The 16,566-nt window shown below is 51.3% G+C and carries 20 protein-coding genes; 18 read left to right on the top strand and 2 right to left on the bottom strand.

The window, feature by feature from the left end; translation table 11 throughout:
* The first annotated feature begins 50 nt into the window (after positions 1 to 50).
* From AC0L73_RS12800 to AC0L73_RS12785, 4 genes are all read left to right on the top strand, one after another.
* The gene (locus AC0L73_RS12800; RefSeq protein WP_227947829.1) at positions 51 to 851 is read left to right on the top strand and encodes a uracil-DNA glycosylase; all 801 of its coding nucleotides are present in this window, start codon (positions 51 to 53) and stop codon (positions 849 to 851) included.
* 111 nt (positions 852 to 962) lie between these two features.
* Positions 963 to 2,696 carry a lytic transglycosylase domain-containing protein gene (locus AC0L73_RS12795; protein WP_227948843.1) on the top strand — a complete coding sequence of 578 codons (1,734 nt, stop codon included), beginning with the start codon at positions 963 to 965 and terminating at the stop codon, positions 2,694 to 2,696.
* Entirely contained in the window at positions 2,683 to 3,231 is a 549-nt protein-coding gene (gene moaB / locus AC0L73_RS12790; protein ID WP_227947830.1) for a molybdenum cofactor biosynthesis protein B, read from the top strand. The genes AC0L73_RS12795 and moaB overlap by 14 nt, the downstream gene beginning before the upstream one ends.
* Positions 3,232 to 3,339: 108 nt before the next feature.
* Entirely contained in the window at positions 3,340 to 3,699 is a 360-nt protein-coding gene (locus AC0L73_RS12785) for a PilZ domain-containing protein (protein ID WP_227947831.1), read from the top strand.
* A 71-nt stretch (positions 3,700 to 3,770) separates the two neighbouring features.
* Here AC0L73_RS12785 and AC0L73_RS12780 read toward each other — a convergent pair whose 3' ends face one another.
* A complete protein-coding gene (locus AC0L73_RS12780) occupies positions 3,771 to 4,457 on the bottom strand; it encodes a hypothetical protein (protein ID WP_227947832.1) in 687 nt (228 codons plus the stop codon).
* Between the two features lie 120 nt (positions 4,458 to 4,577).
* Between AC0L73_RS12780 and AC0L73_RS12775 the strand changes: the two genes are divergently transcribed.
* The 4 genes from AC0L73_RS12775 (at position 4,578) to AC0L73_RS12760 (ending at position 7,963) form a co-directional block, all read left to right on the top strand.
* On the top strand, positions 4,578 to 5,672 hold the full coding sequence (locus tag AC0L73_RS12775) for a PA0069 family radical SAM protein (protein WP_473653906.1): 1,095 nt from the start codon (positions 4,578 to 4,580) through the stop codon (positions 5,670 to 5,672).
* A gap of 26 nt (positions 5,673 to 5,698) precedes the next feature.
* On the top strand, positions 5,699 to 6,316 hold the full coding sequence (locus AC0L73_RS12770; protein ID WP_227947834.1) for a ribonuclease HII: 618 nt from the start codon (positions 5,699 to 5,701) through the stop codon (positions 6,314 to 6,316).
* 107 nt (positions 6,317 to 6,423) lie between these two features.
* Positions 6,424 to 7,509 (top strand): site-specific DNA-methyltransferase, encoded by a 1,086-nt coding sequence (locus tag AC0L73_RS12765; RefSeq protein WP_227947835.1) that lies wholly within the window; start codon positions 6,424 to 6,426, stop codon positions 7,507 to 7,509.
* A 37-nt stretch (positions 7,510 to 7,546) separates the two neighbouring features.
* The gene (locus AC0L73_RS12760) at positions 7,547 to 7,963 is read left to right on the top strand and encodes an EF-hand domain-containing protein (protein WP_473653905.1); all 417 of its coding nucleotides are present in this window, start codon (positions 7,547 to 7,549) and stop codon (positions 7,961 to 7,963) included.
* Here the strand turns inward: AC0L73_RS12760 and mutY are convergent.
* Positions 7,947 to 9,038: an A/G-specific adenine glycosylase gene (gene mutY, locus AC0L73_RS12755; RefSeq protein WP_473653904.1), complete on the bottom strand. Its 1,092-nt coding sequence runs from the start codon at positions 9,036 to 9,038 to the stop codon at positions 7,947 to 7,949. The genes AC0L73_RS12760 and mutY overlap by 17 nt on opposite strands.
* Before the next feature lie 70 nt (positions 9,039 to 9,108).
* On the opposite strand from mutY, the gene AC0L73_RS12750 reads away from it, so the two are divergent.
* The 10 genes from AC0L73_RS12750 (at position 9,109) to AC0L73_RS12705 (ending at position 16,439) form a co-directional block, all read left to right on the top strand.
* The gene (locus AC0L73_RS12750) at positions 9,109 to 9,627 is read left to right on the top strand and encodes a DUF721 domain-containing protein (protein ID WP_473653903.1); all 519 of its coding nucleotides are present in this window, start codon (positions 9,109 to 9,111) and stop codon (positions 9,625 to 9,627) included.
* A 67-nt stretch (positions 9,628 to 9,694) separates the two neighbouring features.
* A complete protein-coding gene (locus AC0L73_RS12745; protein WP_473653902.1) occupies positions 9,695 to 10,369 on the top strand; it encodes a DsbA family protein in 675 nt (224 codons plus the stop codon).
* A 22-nt stretch (positions 10,370 to 10,391) separates the two neighbouring features.
* Positions 10,392 to 13,562 carry a chromosome segregation protein SMC gene (gene smc, locus AC0L73_RS12740; RefSeq protein WP_473653901.1) on the top strand — a complete coding sequence of 1,057 codons (3,171 nt, stop codon included), beginning with the start codon at positions 10,392 to 10,394 and terminating at the stop codon, positions 13,560 to 13,562.
* The gene (locus AC0L73_RS12735) at positions 13,529 to 13,849 is read left to right on the top strand and encodes a hypothetical protein (RefSeq protein ID WP_473653900.1); all 321 of its coding nucleotides are present in this window, start codon (positions 13,529 to 13,531) and stop codon (positions 13,847 to 13,849) included. Before smc ends, AC0L73_RS12735 begins: the two co-directional genes overlap by 34 nt.
* Before the next feature lie 161 nt (positions 13,850 to 14,010).
* Positions 14,011 to 14,328 carry an AtpZ/AtpI family protein gene (locus AC0L73_RS12730; RefSeq protein ID WP_227947841.1) on the top strand — a complete coding sequence of 106 codons (318 nt, stop codon included), beginning with the start codon at positions 14,011 to 14,013 and terminating at the stop codon, positions 14,326 to 14,328.
* Between the two features lie 62 nt (positions 14,329 to 14,390).
* A complete protein-coding gene (locus tag AC0L73_RS12725; RefSeq protein ID WP_227947842.1) occupies positions 14,391 to 15,128 on the top strand; it encodes a F0F1 ATP synthase subunit A in 738 nt (245 codons plus the stop codon).
* A 52-nt stretch (positions 15,129 to 15,180) separates the two neighbouring features.
* The gene (locus tag AC0L73_RS12720; RefSeq protein ID WP_161313699.1) at positions 15,181 to 15,405 is read left to right on the top strand and encodes a F0F1 ATP synthase subunit C; all 225 of its coding nucleotides are present in this window, start codon (positions 15,181 to 15,183) and stop codon (positions 15,403 to 15,405) included.
* 56 nt (positions 15,406 to 15,461) lie between these two features.
* Positions 15,462 to 15,953: a F0F1 ATP synthase subunit B family protein gene (locus AC0L73_RS12715; protein ID WP_227947843.1), complete on the top strand. Its 492-nt coding sequence runs from the start codon at positions 15,462 to 15,464 to the stop codon at positions 15,951 to 15,953.
* Positions 15,953 to 16,309 (top strand): F0F1 ATP synthase subunit B family protein, encoded by a 357-nt coding sequence (locus tag AC0L73_RS12710; RefSeq protein WP_473653899.1) that lies wholly within the window; start codon positions 15,953 to 15,955, stop codon positions 16,307 to 16,309. The genes AC0L73_RS12715 and AC0L73_RS12710 overlap by 1 nt, the downstream gene beginning before the upstream one ends.
* Positions 16,284 to 16,439: a hypothetical protein gene (locus tag AC0L73_RS12705; RefSeq protein WP_473653898.1), complete on the top strand. Its 156-nt coding sequence runs from the start codon at positions 16,284 to 16,286 to the stop codon at positions 16,437 to 16,439. Before AC0L73_RS12710 ends, AC0L73_RS12705 begins: the two co-directional genes overlap by 26 nt.
* Positions 16,440 to 16,566 lie beyond the last annotated feature (127 nt).

Raw genomic sequence — 16,566 nt, 5'->3', positions numbered from 1 at the left:
CTTTCACCCGCCATCTTCTCGAAACGGAAAAAGGGCTGCTATGATATGGCATGCAATCTGAAATTGACATGGCGGCATTGCTCCGCTTCTATCTCGACGCGGGGGTAACGGAAACGATTGGCGAAGAGCCGGTTAATCGCTATCAATTAGCCGCGCAACAACCATTATCCTCAGAATCACCCTCCGTCTGCCCGACGCCCACTGTCAAAACCAACCATCTGAAACCCGCCGCTCAAAACGCGCCGATCCCTACCCTCGCCGAAGGGGTTCGTGAGGCACAGGAACTAGCCCTCAATTGCGAGAACCTTGAGGCGCTTCGGCAAACAATTGAAAATTTTGAGCATTGTTCACTAAAAAAGCTGGCGAGCCATACCGTATTTGCCGAGGGCACCCCTGGCGCAAAGCTGATGATCATCGACCGGCAACCATCCAGTGATGAAGATCGGAGCGGGCTCCCGTTTTCCGGTTCCGCCGGACAACTACTCGATAAAATGCTGGCAGCTATCGGCCTTGAACGTGATGAAGTCTATCTTGCGAGTGCGATCCCCTGGCGACCACCGGGGGGACGAACCCCGACGGATGAAGAACGCGCTCTTTGCCTGCCCTTCGCTCTCCGCCATATTGAGCTTGCCAAACCCACCTGTGTTCTGGCCTGCGGAGAAGCCGCCGGACACCTGCTGGACCGCAAAACAGGTATCAACAAACTCCGCGGCAAATGGAATGATTTGCAAATTGGGGAAGTTCGCGCAAAAATGCTGCCGACTTTTCATCCGGCCTTTTTAATTGACCAACCAGGTGCAAAAAAACTTGCCTGGGCGGACCTACTCAGTCTGAAGGCAGAAATGGAATAAAAACAATAACCTTTTCCTAACGGGTTGAACTTACCCTGTGGATCACACTTTATTTTTGTTGTCTGGCCTATGAAGCATTTCCCCAGATTGATCGCCGCGATAGCATTTGTGATGTCCGCCCTAGTGATGACGGGGCCGATCGCCGTGGCAGGCACAGTGCCTTCCGTTCTATCGCCTACAGACATAGAAAGATATCAAGAGATATTTGTCTTGCAGGAACAGGGTAAATGGAAGAAGGCCGACGCGCTGATAAAATCACTTTCGAACAATATTCTTATTGGCCATGTCAGATTCCAGCGGTACATGCACCCAACTAAGTACCGCGCAAACTATGAAGAACTTCACCTATGGATGAAGGCCTATTCTGACCATCCAGGAGCGTATCGCCTATATAAGCTCGCAAAGAGTCGCCGGCCTAAAGGGTGGAAACCTCTACCCGAGGCACTTCATGGCCGCTATCTCGGAGGAACTGGCCCAGGGCAGCCCGTTTTCCTCTCGCGCTCCTATAAAAGCAAACGCAAAAGATCGGCGCAAACGCGCAATGATGTCGCCCATGCCAAGCGTGCCGTAAAGCAATATCTCTATCGAGATCAGCCGACCAAAGCCGCGAAATTTCTTCGCCAGAAAAAGATCCGGAAGCTTCTTGATCAAGTAGAACTTGACCAACTTCGAGAAAGAATCTCGAAAAGCTATTTTTTATATGCGCGCGATGAACAGGCGATTGAGTTCGCCGAAGCCGCTCTCAAAAACTCCCGCAAATATGTTCCTCTCGCGGATTGGACGGCCGGGCTCGCCGCATGGCGCCTAGGTCGAATTGACAAAGCCGCCGAACATTTTGCCGCATTGGCAGAAGTCAGCCGGATTTCGGACTGGAATTACACTGCCGCCAACTGGTGGGCATCGCGCGCGTACCTGAAACTTGGGAGCCCGGAAAAAGCATATCTTTTCCTAGAACGGACGGCGAGCCAGCCGCGCACGTTTTATGGTTTGCTTGCGCTGCGTCAGCTTGGGATCGAAAAACCGTTCAGTTGGGATTTGCCAACGCTGACGTCAGAGCAAATTTCATGGTTGATGAAAATCCCATCCGCCAAACGCGCCGTTGCCTTAAGTGAGATCGGGCAATATGATCTCGCAGCACAGGAGTTGAGGGCCGCTTTTCCGAGCGCAAATGACAAGCTAGCGCCTATGCTACTGGCACTTTCCGAGCAAATCGGTGCGCCCTCTGTTGCTATGCGCATTGGGCTCTTTCTTTGGGAAAATGAAGACAAGCCTTGGGACGCCGCGATTTACCCAATGCCGAAATGGTCGCCGAAGAATGGCTTCAAGGTGGACCGCGCCCTACTCTACGCCTTTATGCGTCAGGAATCCGGCTTTTACTCTCTGGCGCGAAGTGGAGCCGGGGCAAAGGGCCTTATGCAGATCATGCCGTCGACGGCGAGCTATCTTTCCGGTGACCGATCGCTTCGTAACAAAAACAACAAGAAGCTATTTGACCCGGCCTTTAATCTGGAACTCGGTCAGAAATACCTGACCTATCTAATGAAATATAAAGATGTCGACACCAATCTCTTCAATCTTACTGCGGCCTATAACGGAGGCCCCGGAAATCTGAAGAAATGGAAGTCAGAAACCAAATATAATGATGATCCACTCTTTTTCATTGAAGCAATGCCAAGCAAGGAAACCCGGAATTTTATAAAAAGGGTTTTGACAAATTTCTGGATATACCGTCATCGTATGGGACAGGATCTACCCGCGCTTGATCAGATTGCGCAGGGTGAATGGCCTGAATATCAACCCCTTGATCGCTGGGAAAACGAGGTCGCAGATAATGCCCGGAATTGACACATCCCGTCCCTTTATCAAAGTACGGATCGCTGTGCTGACCGTATCCGACAGTCGGGGTCTGGCAGAGGATAAGTCGGGCCAGACACTTGTAGACCGCCTGGAAGCGGCGGGGCATACGCTCGCCGACAGGCAGATTGTTCGCGACGAGATTGCCGATATCCAGAATATTGTTAATCAATGGCTTGTTGATGATAATGTCGATGTGGTGATCTCAACCGGCGGCACCGGCGTAACCGGGCGTGACATAACACCGGAGGCTTTCGGGGCACTCTATGAAAAAGAAATCCCGGGCTTTGGAGAACTCTTTCGCATGTTGAGCTATCAGAAAATCGGCACCTCAACAATTCAGTCCCGTGCAAGTGCTGGCGTCGCGCGCGGCACCTATCTATTTGCGCTTCCGGGTTCAACCGGGGCAGTGAAGGATGCGTGGGACGATATTCTTGTCCACCAACTTGATTACCGTTTCATGCCCTGTAATTTTGTCGAACTGTTCGATCGTCTACAGGAACATGAAAAGCGATCGAAAAGCTGAACTGATTGATCTGAAAATCGAATTTTCAACCAAAAGGAAACTCAATTTTAATTTTTCGTTTGCTAAAATGTTGCAGGATTTGCCCTCAAACAGAATCTAGAAATTAAAATGAAACGAGTTTTTATAACTACAGGTTACCGTGGCCATAACCGCAAAGACCATCGCTTTGAGGTGCCGAAGCTTCATCTCACGTTAGGAACGCATGAGTTCGCTACTTATGACTGGAGCCTTGGCGGATTTCGCATAGATGATTTTGCGGGACGCCCGCCAGTCGGGGAGAAGGTGTTTGTCCGAAAGATTGCCTACGATACGGATAGAACCGCGCCAACCAATTCCGTTGCCGTCGTCACACGTGTTCTGCTCGGGAAGAATCAAGTTGCCTTCAGCTTTAACAAGCTGGATGAGGCGGCATATGATTTTCTGGAAAAAGCCAGTATGCACCGCCTAAGCCAGTTGGCAAAAGGGTAGCCTGTATCAACGGAGCAGCGCGAAAATCTTCGGTAGAAATATTCGCACCGCCCTTGATGGACAGGCATGCATCAAACGGGTCTCCAGTAGCCACTTTGTGACAAGCAGGACTCTTCCACACTTGTTGTTGTCCGTCCGCGATAGGTGAGTGTTTGCCTGTATTGCTTGCAGAGATTGCCATAGGCGTCATACCCCTTTCGAAGGATGGCAATACTTCCGCTCCGCCCGCCGTCGCGCCATGACGTAATATGCCCGACTGGCCTATCCAATGCCGTGTATAAAGCCTGATGATGATGCTCAATCTGGCGCGCGGTCAGCTCGACCACAAAGCGCACATTTATAAATGGCCAATAGATTTCGCGGTAGGGGTGATGGCCGTAGTAACGCGGTGCGTATGCGGGTTTCACATAGACATATTTTGGCCGGTACGAATGATAGGAATGCTTCTTGGATTGAGACTGATATTTCGGTGAAACATAAATAACCCTTTTCGGCGATGCGTAGACTACCTTCGTCCCATGCCGCTTTGAAGACGCCGTCCTGTGAGCTTGTCTATTTTTGGAATGTTGAGGGCCATAGGTGATATTCTGCCCGACATTGGCCGAGCCTTTATTCCCTTTGCTGTAAACTAAAGTACTCTGCCCCTTTGATCCCTTGGAGGCGGAGCCATGCTTACCGCTCTGCCAGCTATCCGCTTGCGCGATGGAAACACCACCTATCATTATCGCTCCAAGCAGGAGAGTTCCGAATTTTTGCATCTTCCTGTTCCTTCCTCGTTGCTGGTTTCTTATTTATACGTCCAGCATTTCAGATCCGGTCGCATCACTATTCATTATTATGTTCTTGTTTTGTTCTTTTTGGTTCGATATATTGACCATATGCTAGACAATCAGATCATCCCATTTGATAAAAACAGACGGCATGGGCGCGGCGCAACTGCCAACCCAGACGGACGGTTTGAGATTGTCGAACGGGATTTCATTGATGATGGCTGGGCACCTGCTGAGCAGGACGATACAGACCGTTTGAAAACGACGGTTACGATTGAGCGGCCAAAATCCATTCTCAGCCGGAATATGTCACCGGACCTTCCTTTTGACCGATCTGTTAACGCCTATCGGGGTTGTGAGCATGGATGCATTTATTGTTATGCCCGACCAAGCCATGGCTATATGAATCTCTCTGCCGGGCTCGATTTTGAAAGCAAGCTATTTGCAAAGCCGAACGCGGCGGAGTTGCTGGCCGCCGAGATATCCCGTCCCTCCTATCAATGTAAACCCATCGCTCTCGGCACAAACACTGACCCTTATCAACCGATTGAGAGAAAGCTTAAAATCACACGGGAGATTATCCAACTGTTGGCCGAGACGAGGCATCCCTTCACGATCACAACAAAATCCGATCTTGTGTTGCGGGATCTTGATATTCTGGCTCCGTTGGCAAAGGACAACCTTGTTTCCGTTGGTATATCGGTGACCACACTCGACAGAAACTTAGCCCGTGTTATGGAGCCAAGGGCAAGCGCCCCGCATAAACGTCTCGCCGCAATCGAGGCGTTAAGCAAGGCTGGAGTTAAGACTTTAGTTCAGGCCTCCCCCATTATTCCGGGCCTTAACGATCATGAACTAGAACGCATTTTGATGGAATGTAGAGACAAGGGTGCGGAAAGTGCAATTTATCTCCTTCTGCGGTTACCGATGGATGTTGCGGGTCTCTTTGAGAACTGGCTTTGGGAAAATTTTCCGGACAGAGCCGCACGGGTGATGAAGCTTGTCCGTTCTACCCGAGGCGGGAAGGATTATGATGCAGAATTCGGAAAACGGATGGTCGGAACCGGTCCCTATGCGGCACTTATCAACAAGAGATTTCGTCTTGCCTGTCAGCAACTCGGGTTTGAGGGCAGTAAGTATAGCCTTGCAACCGACCTTTTCATGAAACCGGGCCGCGACAAGCGACAAATGAATTTATTTTAGGTCGAAGTGCATGTTATTGAAGGGATATGAACCGCCCTATCCCAACATACCCGGATTTATCGTTTGAATTGCTTGAAACAGGTCGGGTTGTCGGCATTGATGAAGTTGGTCGCGGCCCATTTGCTGGCCCGGTGGTTGCCGCTGCGGTCATTCTTGATCAAAACAACATCCCGGATGGTATGCAGGACAGCAAAAAACTCTCAAAAGCGAAGCGCGAAGAACTTTATGGCGCCATCTACGAATCCGCAGTTGTCGGCATCGGAGAAGCCAGCGTTCAGGAAATTGATACGCATAATATTCTTGGAGCAAGTCTGATTGCCATGCGCCGCGCAATGGAGGCCCTTCCTTTCCGTCCCGATGTCGCTCTAGTCGATGGAAACAGGGACCCGAAACTAGGCATTCCGACGCACCTAATTGTCAAAGGCGATGGCCGTTCTCTCTCCATTGCGGCTGCTTCGATAGTGGCAAAAGTAACACGAGACCGGAAAATGTGTACTCTTGCGGAGACGTATCCGCACTACGGATGGGAGAAAAATGCCGGATATGGCACGGCGGAGCACCGCAAGGGATTGCGTGATTTTGGCATCACACCACAACATAGGCGAAGTTTTGCGCCTATCCGCGCGCTCATTAGTGATGATTAAGCGAAAGTTCAGAATTATTCTCTAACATACTGATTCAACAAAATATATTGACGTAGCGAATCGGCCGAATCAGTATATTCACATTGAATAATTACAGAATAATATGAATGACCCAAAAACAGAAGCTACCACTTGATCAAATTTTAAAGGGCGACTGTATCGACTTGATGAACAGTCTGCCGGAAAATTCCGTGGACATGATTTTCGCGGATCCGCCCTATAACATGCAGCTTTCCGGCGAGTTGAGGCGCCCCGATGACAGCTTTGTTGACGCTGTGACGGATCACTGGGATCAGTTCGACAGCTTTGCCGCCTATGATGATTTCACACGTGCCTGGCTGGCTGCGGCGAAGCGTGTACTGAAAGACAACGGAACGCTATGGGTGATCGGATCCTATCATAATATTTTCCGTGTTGGCGCCAGCCTGCAGGACCTCGGCTTCTGGGTCTTGAATGATGTCATCTGGCGCAAGACTAATCCGATGCCGAATTTTCGCGGCACCCGCTTCACTAACGCGCATGAAACATTGATTTGGTGCTCCAAAGGACAGGAAGCGAGAAATATCACTTTCAATTACGATGCGCTTAAAGTCATGAATGACGACATACAAATGCGCTCTGACTGGCATTTGCCAATTTGCAGCGGCGGGGAGCGACTGAAAGTTGAGGGCGAAAAGGCCCATACGACGCAGAAGCCGGAATCATTACTCTATCGTGTGCTAACGGCGGCCTCGAACCCAGGCGATGTCATCCTGGACCCGTTTTTTGGTACCGGGACCACCGGTGCGGTTGCCCACAAGCTAGGTCGACACTATATCGGGCTGGAACGGGAGGAAAAATACATTGCCGTCGCCAAGGAGCGTATCCGAAAGGTAAGCCAGCTCCCCGCCGACGATCTGGAATTTACCCGTAGCAAGCGTCAAGAACCGAGAATTCCCTTCGGCTCTGTTGTTGAAAGAGGGTTATTATCCGCAGGACAAATCTTGTTTGACGCGCGGAAACGGTATAAAGCAAAGGTACGTGCGGACGGAAGTCTGGTTGCTTCTGATGTATCGGGCTCCATCCATAAAGTAGGCGCTCAATTACAAGGCGCCAGCAGTTGCAACGGCTGGACTTTCTGGCATTTTGACGCAGAAGGGAAAGCAGTCTCCATCGACGTACTCCGACAGCAAGTACGAGCGGAAATGAACTGAGGGGTCCCCGCGCCCCTTCAAATTGGAAAGGGACGCAATGAACAGACTTTCTTTAGCGATTATCTTGGGCAGCACTCTGACTATGGCAATCAGCCTCCCTGCATTATCCTATGAAGAATCCCGTTTTCTTGGCATGGATAGAGATGCGGATGGCGCCATCTCACAGGCCGAAACGGAAGCCTATCGCGAGCGCCTGTTCAAGGAATATGATCTTAATTCCGACGGTAAGGTCGAGTATGAGGAATATGTTCAGGCAGAAAGCCTCCGCTCCGTTACCGCGCCGGCCCACTCCGAAGTTCCCGTTCCTGATGAATATAAAGAAATGGACACCAACGGGGACACAATTGTTACCTTGAAGGAGATCAAAGCCGCCGGTGTTGTGCGTTTTAATAAGCTCGACAAAAATGCCGACGGGAAGGTATCGAAAGACGAATTCGTCAGTCCCGGTCTTTAATCACGATCCGCGCAACCTTGGTCATCAGAGTTGGTAGGGCGTAGCGGCCAAACTCTCTCGGCTCAGCCCATTGACCGTGCGGCAAAACAAACTTGTCCATTTCCTTGATTGAAATAACAACGGGCTGCAGTTCTAAATGGAAATGCGTGAAAGTATGACGAACCATAGCTTTCTCTGTGATTCGGTTCTCCCGCTTCTGAAAGTCGTTTGAGAAAAAGTTTTTGATAGCCGTCTCTACGGGAATTGTTTCCTCCTGCCACTCAGTTGAGGGGAACTCCATCATGCCTCCAAGCAGTCCCTTCTCCTCCCGTCGGCGGAGAAAAACAAAACCATCCTCCCGCTCCAGCCAGAAAATCACAGCACGCCGCGTTGGCTTTACTTTCTTTGGTGCTTTGACTGGATACCGCTCCATATCTTCTGCCGTTCGCGCATTACAAAAATCAGCCACAGGACATATCACACAAGTCGGGGCACGCGGGGAGCAGATCGTCGCACCTATATCCATGAGGGCTTGCGCATAGTCTCCAGCACGCTGCAAGGGAGTAAGTTCCGCCGCACGTACCGTTATTTTCTTTTTTGCCGCTGGAAGTGGCATGTCGATGCGGTACAGGCGGCTGACTATCCGCTCAATATTCCCATCGACAACAACTTCAGACTTATCAAACGCAATCGCCGCGATCGCCGCCGCTGTATAGGGGCCGATGCCCGGAAGTGACAGAAGCTGGTCCCTATCCTTCGGAAAATGCCCGTTAAATTCTTCGGATATGGCGATTGCACATTTATGAAGATTGCGCGCACGCGCATAATAACCAAGACCGGCCCAAGCCGTGAGGATATCATCCAGCGGTGCGGCGGCCATGTCATGGACAGTTGGCCAAAGCGTTCGGAATTTATCAAAGTAAGGACCAACGGTTACCACAGTCGTCTGCTGTAGCATGATCTCGCTCAACCAGACATGATACGGGTCAGGGTGCTCTCCGGGCGGGCTTCTCCAGGGCAAACGGCGGGCGTGTTTATCATACCAATTGAGGATGGCAGTAGAAAAAGACTTTTGTGACAGCTTTTGTTCGATCATATTGCTACTCGTTATGGCGAAGTTTATATCCTGAGGCAATGCGAAGTTTCCGGGATGGATAAGGGGCAAGGTGAGACAAGCAAAGGGAAGGGCCGGACCACGCGCGATCGCTAGCCTTGTTGGGAAATCCTCAAAAGCAGCACTGGTTAAGCGCGGCTTCGCTCAGGCCGATATCTTGACCCACTGGCCCGCCATTGTTGGCCCGAATCTCGCGAATTTTTCAAGCCCGGAGAAACTCACCTATTCGCGGCAAGGCAACAAGGATGCGACGCTTCGCATCCGCGTCGCGCCAGGTTGGGCACCGGAGTTTCAACATTTTGAACCTCTGGTAATAGAGCGAATCAACAGCTTCTTCGGATACAGGGCTATCTCTCGGCTACAATTGATTCAGGCCCCCGTAAAAAAGCCTGTAGTTAGGAAATCAGCCCCGCCCCTCCCCCTTACAGACTCCCAGAAAATCTGGATTGAGACAATACTTACCGATATTACCGAGCCAGATCTTAGAAAGCGGTTAGAAAGCGTGGCCACATCAATGTTGAGCGCGCGAAATAAGACACAAAGCGGTGATGATCCCGATACGGCCAGTTAACCCCTATAAAATATCTATTTTCCTATTATGTTGCGATAAATCGCAGGAATCGATTGAGGATTAAAGAATGAAAAGTTATACTAACACCACATATAGTAGGAAAGACGGTAAATTGGCTATTTCTCGGCGACATTTTGTAGCAGCAGGCAGTGCCCTGCCCTTTGCGGCCGCAGCCGCAGCAGGGATTTTAGCGCCGCGTGAAGCGCAGGCCGCAAAACCGCAGATTCTGGAAAGCGACCATGTTCTCGGATTTCCGACAGCTCCCGTGACAATTATTGAATATGCTTCGCTAACTTGTGGCCATTGCGGCAATTTCCACAAACACACATTTGGTGATCTCAAGAAAGATTATATCGATACGGGTAAAGTGAAATTTGTGTATCGTCATTTTCCGCTTGACCGTTTTGCCTTCATAGCGGCGATCCTCTCAGAATGTACCGAGGATGACAGTAAATTCTTCGCTATGATCGACGTGCTTTTTGAACAGCAAGACAATTGGACACGGCAGGAAGATCCTGCGCTCGCCCTCATCGAACTTGGTTCAAAAAATGGGGTCGCCTTAGAAGAATTTGTGACTTGCCTGACTAATCAAGAATTGATTGATGCGATAGCGTCCGAGAGTCTGATCGGATCCTCCCAATTCGGGGTCTCATCAACGCCGACACTCTTTATTCAAGGCGAGAAATATGAGCAAAACAGAAGCTTTGAAGCTCTGGACAACTATCTGAAGACATTAACGTAGATTACCAGGTGATGGAGAGGCTGTGAAGTTTTCGCACTTACGACTGTCAGGGTTTAAATCCTTTGTAGAACCGACGGAACTTCTGATCAAAGACGGCCTCACCGGCATTGTCGGCCCGAACGGCTGTGGTAAATCGAATCTTGTCGAAGCCTTGACATGGGTTATGGGCGAAACATCCGCGCGCAATTTGCGCGGCGGTGCCATGGACGACGTAATTTTTGCCGGCACAACTTCACGCCCCCCGCGCAATGCGGCAGAAGTCACCCTTGGACTTGATAATCGAGAGCGAACGGCCCCCGCCTCTTATAACGATTCGTCGGAGCTTGATGTCTCACGCCGTATTAGACGCGAAACAGGATCGGATTATCGAATCAACGGGAAAGTCGCCCGCGCTCGCGATGTACAGCTTCTCTTTGCGGATCTTGCGACTGGCGCTCATTCTACAGCAATCGTCAGTCAAGGACGCGTTGGCGCGCTCATTAACGCCAAACCGAAAGAACGTCGTCACTTGCTTGAAGAAGCCGCCGGAATTTCGGGGTTGCATTCCCGCCGACATGAGGCCGAGCTTCGCCTGAATTCAGCGGAGACCAATCTTGAGCGCGTTGACGATGTGATCGAACAGCTTGAAGTGCAGCTCGGCAATCTGAAACGCCAAGCACGGCAGGCAAACCGCTATCGTAATATTTCGGGCCATATTCGCAAGACAGAAGCATTACTACTCTTTCGCAAACATCAGCAAGCACAGGCGAAAGCGGCCGAAGCCCGTGAAAAGTATGAGCAGGCTGTCATGGCTGTTAATGAACTGACCCGTCAGGCGGCCGCCGCAGAATCGGCAACATTGCGCGCAAATGAGGCCTTAAAGCCTCTCCGCGATGCTGAAGCCGCCGCAGCCTCAGCAGTTCATCGGCTAACCGTCGCCCGTGAAAGTCTGGACGCGGAAGAAGAGCGAGCCAAACGGACAAAGCAACAGCTTGAAGACCGTAAAAGCCAGATATCGCATGATATGGTCCGGGAGAAGGATCTCGAGAAAGATTCGGCGGAGGCAATTGCCCGTCTCGAAGAAGAAAAGTCAGTATTAAAAAGAGAGACGGAAACTGCGGGGCCGCGCGCAGAAGCCTTGCTTGCCAAGGTGAACGAAAAGGCTACCTCACTTCAGGAGCTGCAATCCGCGTTTGATACAAAAACAGAAACTGTCGCAGCCCAACTTGCGGAACGCAACAGCCTTATTCAGCAGATTGAGACTGCAACAGCACAACTTGGAAAGATAAAGGCGCGGCTCGAAGATCTGGATCGGGAAAAAGCGACGCTGCAGGAAAAAATAGAGGCGGATGGTGGTGCCACCTCATCCGCATCATTGCAGGAAAACATCATATCATTAAACGATCTTAATACGGCGTGTGATGAGGCAGAAATACTCCGTCAGGCCGCAGATGGCGCTGAGCGGGAGGCCAGAGAGAAAGTCAAACTCGCCGAACGCGACGTCACCACGCTGGAGACGGAAGAGCGCACCCTCTCCCGCCTGCTGGAAAGTTCTAGTGATGGTGAATGGCCCGGTATTATCGAGGAATTGACGGTTTCCAAGGGCTATGAAATGGCGCTTGGTGCTGCGCTCGGTGACGAATTGGAAGCACCCGCAGATGATGCCGCCTCCGCATACTGGCAAACGCTGGAAGGCTCGGCAAATTCCCAGAATTTCAAGGGCGGCGCTGAGACGCTTGATCAATTTGTAAAAGGGCACCCGGCGCTCAAAGCCCGTCTCTCGCAGATTGCCGTGATTGACGCCAAAGACGGCCCGGCAATGCAAAGCGATCTGAAGCCAGGCCAGCGTCTTGTCACCCGTAATGGAGACCTCTGGCGCTGGGATGGCTTTACGCGCAAGGCCGGCGCAAAGACCGCTGCTGCGGCCCGGCTTGAACAACGGAATCGCCTGGAGGAGATTGCAAAAGATCTTGCGAAAAAGCGCGATACCCTCGCCAACGTCACGAACGATCTGAAAGGCTGCTCAGATTTGCTTGGTAATGCGACCGAAAAGGTGAAAAATCTCCGGCGGCAGCTGCGGGAGCAGGAGCAGGAACTTTCCAAGCTACGGGCTGCGAACGCAGAAGAAATAAGGCAAAACGCCGCGCGGCAGTCTCGCCTCACCTCTTTGCAGGAAAATATTTCCGAACTCTCATCAGAGCAAGAAGCACTTGTGGAAAGTCTTGCAGCCAAGCAGCAACTTCTTGATCGTCTTCCGGATATGGAAGGCAGCCGTGCCGAGATCGAAACGGTGCGGGCAAGCCTTCATGAAAAACGGGACGAACTTGCCGTGATGCGGAGCGAATCGGACCGCGTAGAGAGAGAAGCCGCAACCCGCCGTGACCGTCTTGCTGCGATCGATAGGGAGGTCATAGGCTGGATTGAACGCAACAAAAACATGGCCGCTCATTTTGTGCAACTTGAAATGCGCTTCAAGGACACATCAGAAGAACTCGCAGAGATCGAGAGCAAGCCCGAAGAGATTGCGACCAAGCGCAACAACCTGATGGATGAGGTTGCACGGGCTGAAGGACGACGCAATGGCGCACGCGATAAGCTGGCAGAGGCCGAATCGATCCTTTCAGAATGTGATGCCGCCCTTAAAAAATGTCAGGATGCACTGGCAACTTGCCGTGAGGAACGGGTACGCCATCAGTCTGATGTGGAGCATATGACGGAAGTCTTGAAAGGGCTAGCCGAACAAGTCCGAGAGAAATTGGAATGTTCACCGGACCAGATCAAAGCTGCAGGTGGCATCGAAGAAAACGAGGAAATTCCCCCCGTTGACGATAGCGAGCGCAAGCTGGACCGATTGAAGCGGGAGCGAGATAATATGGGCCCTGTCAATCTCCGGGCCGAAATTGAGGCCGCAGAAGTTGAGGAGCAACTCACCACCTTGACGAATGAGCGTGAAGATTTGCTCGCGGCTATCGCCCGGCTTCGACAAGGCATATCAGGCCTCAACCGCGAAGGCCGGGAACGCCTGCTTGCAGCCTTCACCAAAGTTGATGAACATTTCCAGCATCTCTTCAAGCAGGTGTTTGGCGGTGGTCAGGCTCACCTGACCCTGACGGAATCAGACGATCCGCTTGCCGCAGGTCTTGAGATTATGGCGAGCCCCCCGGCAAGAAGCTTCAGCTCATGTCACTTCTATCCGGTGGGGAGCAAGCACTAACGGCGGTTGCCCTTCTTTTCGCGGTGTTCCTGACCAACCCCGCGCCGATTTGTGTCCTCGACGAAGTGGATGCACCGCTTGATGACGTCAATGTGGAGCGCCTTTGTCATCTTCTGGACAGCATCGCCCAAAACTCCGAGACACGGTTTTTGGTGGTTACCCATCACCCGATCACAATGGCGCGCATGGATCGCCTGTTTGGCGTAACCATGGCAGAGCGCGGAATTTCGCAACTTGTTTCGGTCGATCTTGAGCAGGCCAAGGAGATTACCGAAAACGCAGCCTAGTGGCACTTCTCCTACTCTTTTGGGCGATGGCAATAAACAATCATGAATGTGGCGAAAAAGCCGTGTGTAAGGTCTTGACACTCCGGGGGGCAGACCGTATGTTTCCCGCGCTTTCTGTGGGGGTTGATGGGCAGCATAGTGCATTCCATCGGGAGACGCGAATGAGTAAACCTGAACCTCCCTCGAAAGAAGAATTTAGAGCTCGGCTTAAAAAGGCGCAGCAACAACAGGAACAGGCTTCCTGGAACCGCAGCGACTTGAAGGTAGAGCGAAACAGCTCAGCCGGCAGGGCATGGCGACTATCCGTTGAGATGGTTGCTGCGTTGCTGGTTTGCGGCTGGATTGGTTGGTTGCTCGACAAGTGGTTGGACACGAAGCCTTGGTTAATGCTGGTATTTTTGATTGTCGGTGCCGTTGTTGGTCTATACAACGTTATTAAAGTCGGCAAGCGCATGAATGACAGCGCGAATGAGGAATAGATATCCGGTAAGTGGCTGGATATTCTGGAACAAGTTGAAACAGTTAAGACGGGAACAGCATCGTGGCGTCAGAACATAGCCCTCTTGCACAATTTGAAATCAAGCGCCTGGTTGAATGGAACGTAGGTGGCCTTGACGTCTCTTTTACGAATGCTTCGCTGTTCATGGTTATCGCAATCGCAGCAATCACACTTTTTCTGACATGGAGTATGCGCGGGCGGGCCATGGTGCCGGGCCGCATGCAGTCTATGGCGGAAATCAGCTATGAATTCATCGCCAATATGATCAAGGACAATGTGGGGTCGGACGGACGCAAGTATTTCCCGTTCATCTTCACCCTGTTCATGTTTGTGCTGTTCTGTAACCTGCTCGGGATGATCCCTTACACATTTACGGTTACCAGCCAGATCATTGTTACCTTTGCATTGGCCGCGCTTGTATTTGTTGGTGTGACGGTTATCGGGATTGTCCGTCATGGCTTCAAGTTCCTGACGTTCTTCGTCCCCAGCGGCGTACCGGTTGTCTTGCTGGTCATTCTGGTGCCGATTGAGGTCATCTCCTATTTCGTTCGCCCCATCAGCCTCTCTGTTCGTTTGTTCGCTAATATGCTGGCCGGACATACGCTGCTGAAAGTGTTTGGCGGATTTGTTGTCAGCCTCGGGATTTATCTCGGATGGCTTCCCCTCGGGTTTATCGTTGTTCTGACAGGCTTGGAATTCCTAGTCGCATTTTTGCAGGCCTATGTGTTTGCCATTCTGTCATGCCTCTATCTTAACGATGCGCTTCACCTGCATCATTGAGTATTAGTTAATCTTCAACATTGGTTGTTCTTGATTTAGAAGGAAGAATATTATGGAATTAGAAGCCGCAAAGATGATCGGTGCCGGCCTTGCGACTATCGCACTTGCAGGTGTGGGTGTGGGTATCGGAAATATCTTCGGATCTTACGTTTCTGGCTCTCTACGCAATCCGGCTGCTGCTCCGAAAGTTTTCGGTAACGTGCTGCTCGGCTTTGCCCTGACAGAAGCTGTTGCGCTGTTCGCGCTGGTTATCGCATTCCTGATCCTGTTCGGTTAATCAACCTTTCTCATATTTGAGAAATTGGGTCGATAGGATTGGATTAAGGAACCGGTATGCCGCAACTTAATATTGCAGACTTCCCACCGCAGCTTGTATGGCTCGCGATTTCATTCGTCATTCTCTATATTTTGATGGCGAAGCTCGCGATTCCAGGCATTTCAGAAGTACTGGAAAGTCGCCAGAACCGCATTTCTTCGGATCTGGAAGAAGCAAAGCGGCTTAGTGAAGACGCAGATAAGGCGAAAGCCGATTATGAAGAGGCTCTTGCCGAAGCCCGTGCCAAAGCTCACGGCATTGTTTCTGAACTGAAGGCCTCTATGGCCAAGGAGCAGGACGCGAGCAAGGCTGAGTTGGATGCGAAGCTGGCGAAAAAGGCTCAGGCCGCAGAAGCCAGCATTCTTAAGGCTAAGGAATCCGCGCTCAGCCATGTGCGCGAAATTGCGGCCGATACTGCGAAATCTGCAGTAGGCAAGCTCGTTGCCTTCGACGTTTCCGACAAGGATGTGGAGGCCGCGGTCGCCTCCAGTATGAAGGGAGACGCCTGATGCTACATGATCCCGCCTTTTGGGTCGCAGTCGCTTTTGTTGGCTTTCTTGCTGTTCTTGTTTACTTCAAGGTGCCGCCGCTGATTGCCAAGCAGCTTGACGCCCGCGCCGACAAGATTCGTGAAGAGTTGGAAGAAGCCAAGAAACTCCGTGAAGATGCACAGTCGCTCTTTGCGGATTATCAGCGGCGACAGCACGATGCACTGCAGACTGCGGAAGAAATCGTTGCAAGAGCCAAGGAAGATGCGGAAATCCTGCGTAAAGAGAGCGTTCAGGAACTTGAAGCGACCTTGGCACGACGCCAAGAACTTGCAGAAACCAAGATCCGCCATGGCCGAGGAAAAAGCCGTCGCTGAAGTGCAAGGCATCGCTGTTGATGTGGCAATTGCCGCCGCGAGCAAGCTGATGCAGGACGGATTGAAAGGCGATAAGGCCGACGCCTTGATCGACCAATCTATTCAAGGTTTGGAAAAACAGCTCAACTAGAGCCTAATCCGGTTATTTTAGAAAAGCCCCGATATTTCGGGGCTTTTTTTTATTGCTCAAAGTAATCTCCCTCATAGAAGAGACGAAAAAGGCCTCGCCATGAATGACGAGGCCGAGGTATGCAGCA

Source organism: Sneathiella sp. D3-11 (assembly GCF_055809395.1).
Note: the sequence above shows the minus strand (reverse complement) of the source record. Positions and strands in the feature narration are given on the sequence as shown.

Coding starts and splice junctions, on each gene's coding strand:
- AC0L73_RS12800 (WP_227947829.1), top strand. CDS start 51: ATGCAATCTGAAATTGACATGGCGGCATTGCTCCGCTTCTATCTCGAC.
- AC0L73_RS12795 (WP_227948843.1), top strand. CDS start 963: ATGTCCGCCCTAGTGATGACGGGGCCGATCGCCGTGGCAGGCACAGTG.
- moaB (WP_227947830.1), top strand. CDS start 2,683: ATGCCCGGAATTGACACATCCCGTCCCTTTATCAAAGTACGGATCGCT.
- AC0L73_RS12785 (WP_227947831.1), top strand. CDS start 3,340: ATGAAACGAGTTTTTATAACTACAGGTTACCGTGGCCATAACCGCAAA.
- AC0L73_RS12780 (WP_227947832.1), bottom strand. CDS start 4,457: ATGCAAAAATTCGGAACTCTCCTGCTTGGAGCGATAATGATAGGTGGT.
- AC0L73_RS12775 (WP_473653906.1), top strand. CDS start 4,578: ATGCTAGACAATCAGATCATCCCATTTGATAAAAACAGACGGCATGGG.
- AC0L73_RS12770 (WP_227947834.1), top strand. CDS start 5,699: ATGAACCGCCCTATCCCAACATACCCGGATTTATCGTTTGAATTGCTT.
- AC0L73_RS12765 (WP_227947835.1), top strand. CDS start 6,424: ATGACCCAAAAACAGAAGCTACCACTTGATCAAATTTTAAAGGGCGAC.
- AC0L73_RS12760 (WP_473653905.1), top strand. CDS start 7,547: ATGAACAGACTTTCTTTAGCGATTATCTTGGGCAGCACTCTGACTATG.
- mutY (WP_473653904.1), bottom strand. CDS start 9,038: ATGATCGAACAAAAGCTGTCACAAAAGTCTTTTTCTACTGCCATCCTC.
- AC0L73_RS12745 (WP_473653902.1), top strand. CDS start 9,695: ATGAAAAGTTATACTAACACCACATATAGTAGGAAAGACGGTAAATTG.
- AC0L73_RS12735 (WP_473653900.1), top strand. CDS start 13,529: ATGTCACTTCTATCCGGTGGGGAGCAAGCACTAACGGCGGTTGCCCTT.
- AC0L73_RS12730 (WP_227947841.1), top strand. CDS start 14,011: ATGAGTAAACCTGAACCTCCCTCGAAAGAAGAATTTAGAGCTCGGCTT.
- AC0L73_RS12720 (WP_161313699.1), top strand. CDS start 15,181: ATGGAATTAGAAGCCGCAAAGATGATCGGTGCCGGCCTTGCGACTATC.
- AC0L73_RS12715 (WP_227947843.1), top strand. CDS start 15,462: ATGCCGCAACTTAATATTGCAGACTTCCCACCGCAGCTTGTATGGCTC.
- AC0L73_RS12710 (WP_473653899.1), top strand. CDS start 15,953: ATGCTACATGATCCCGCCTTTTGGGTCGCAGTCGCTTTTGTTGGCTTT.
- AC0L73_RS12705 (WP_473653898.1), top strand. CDS start 16,284: ATGGCCGAGGAAAAAGCCGTCGCTGAAGTGCAAGGCATCGCTGTTGAT.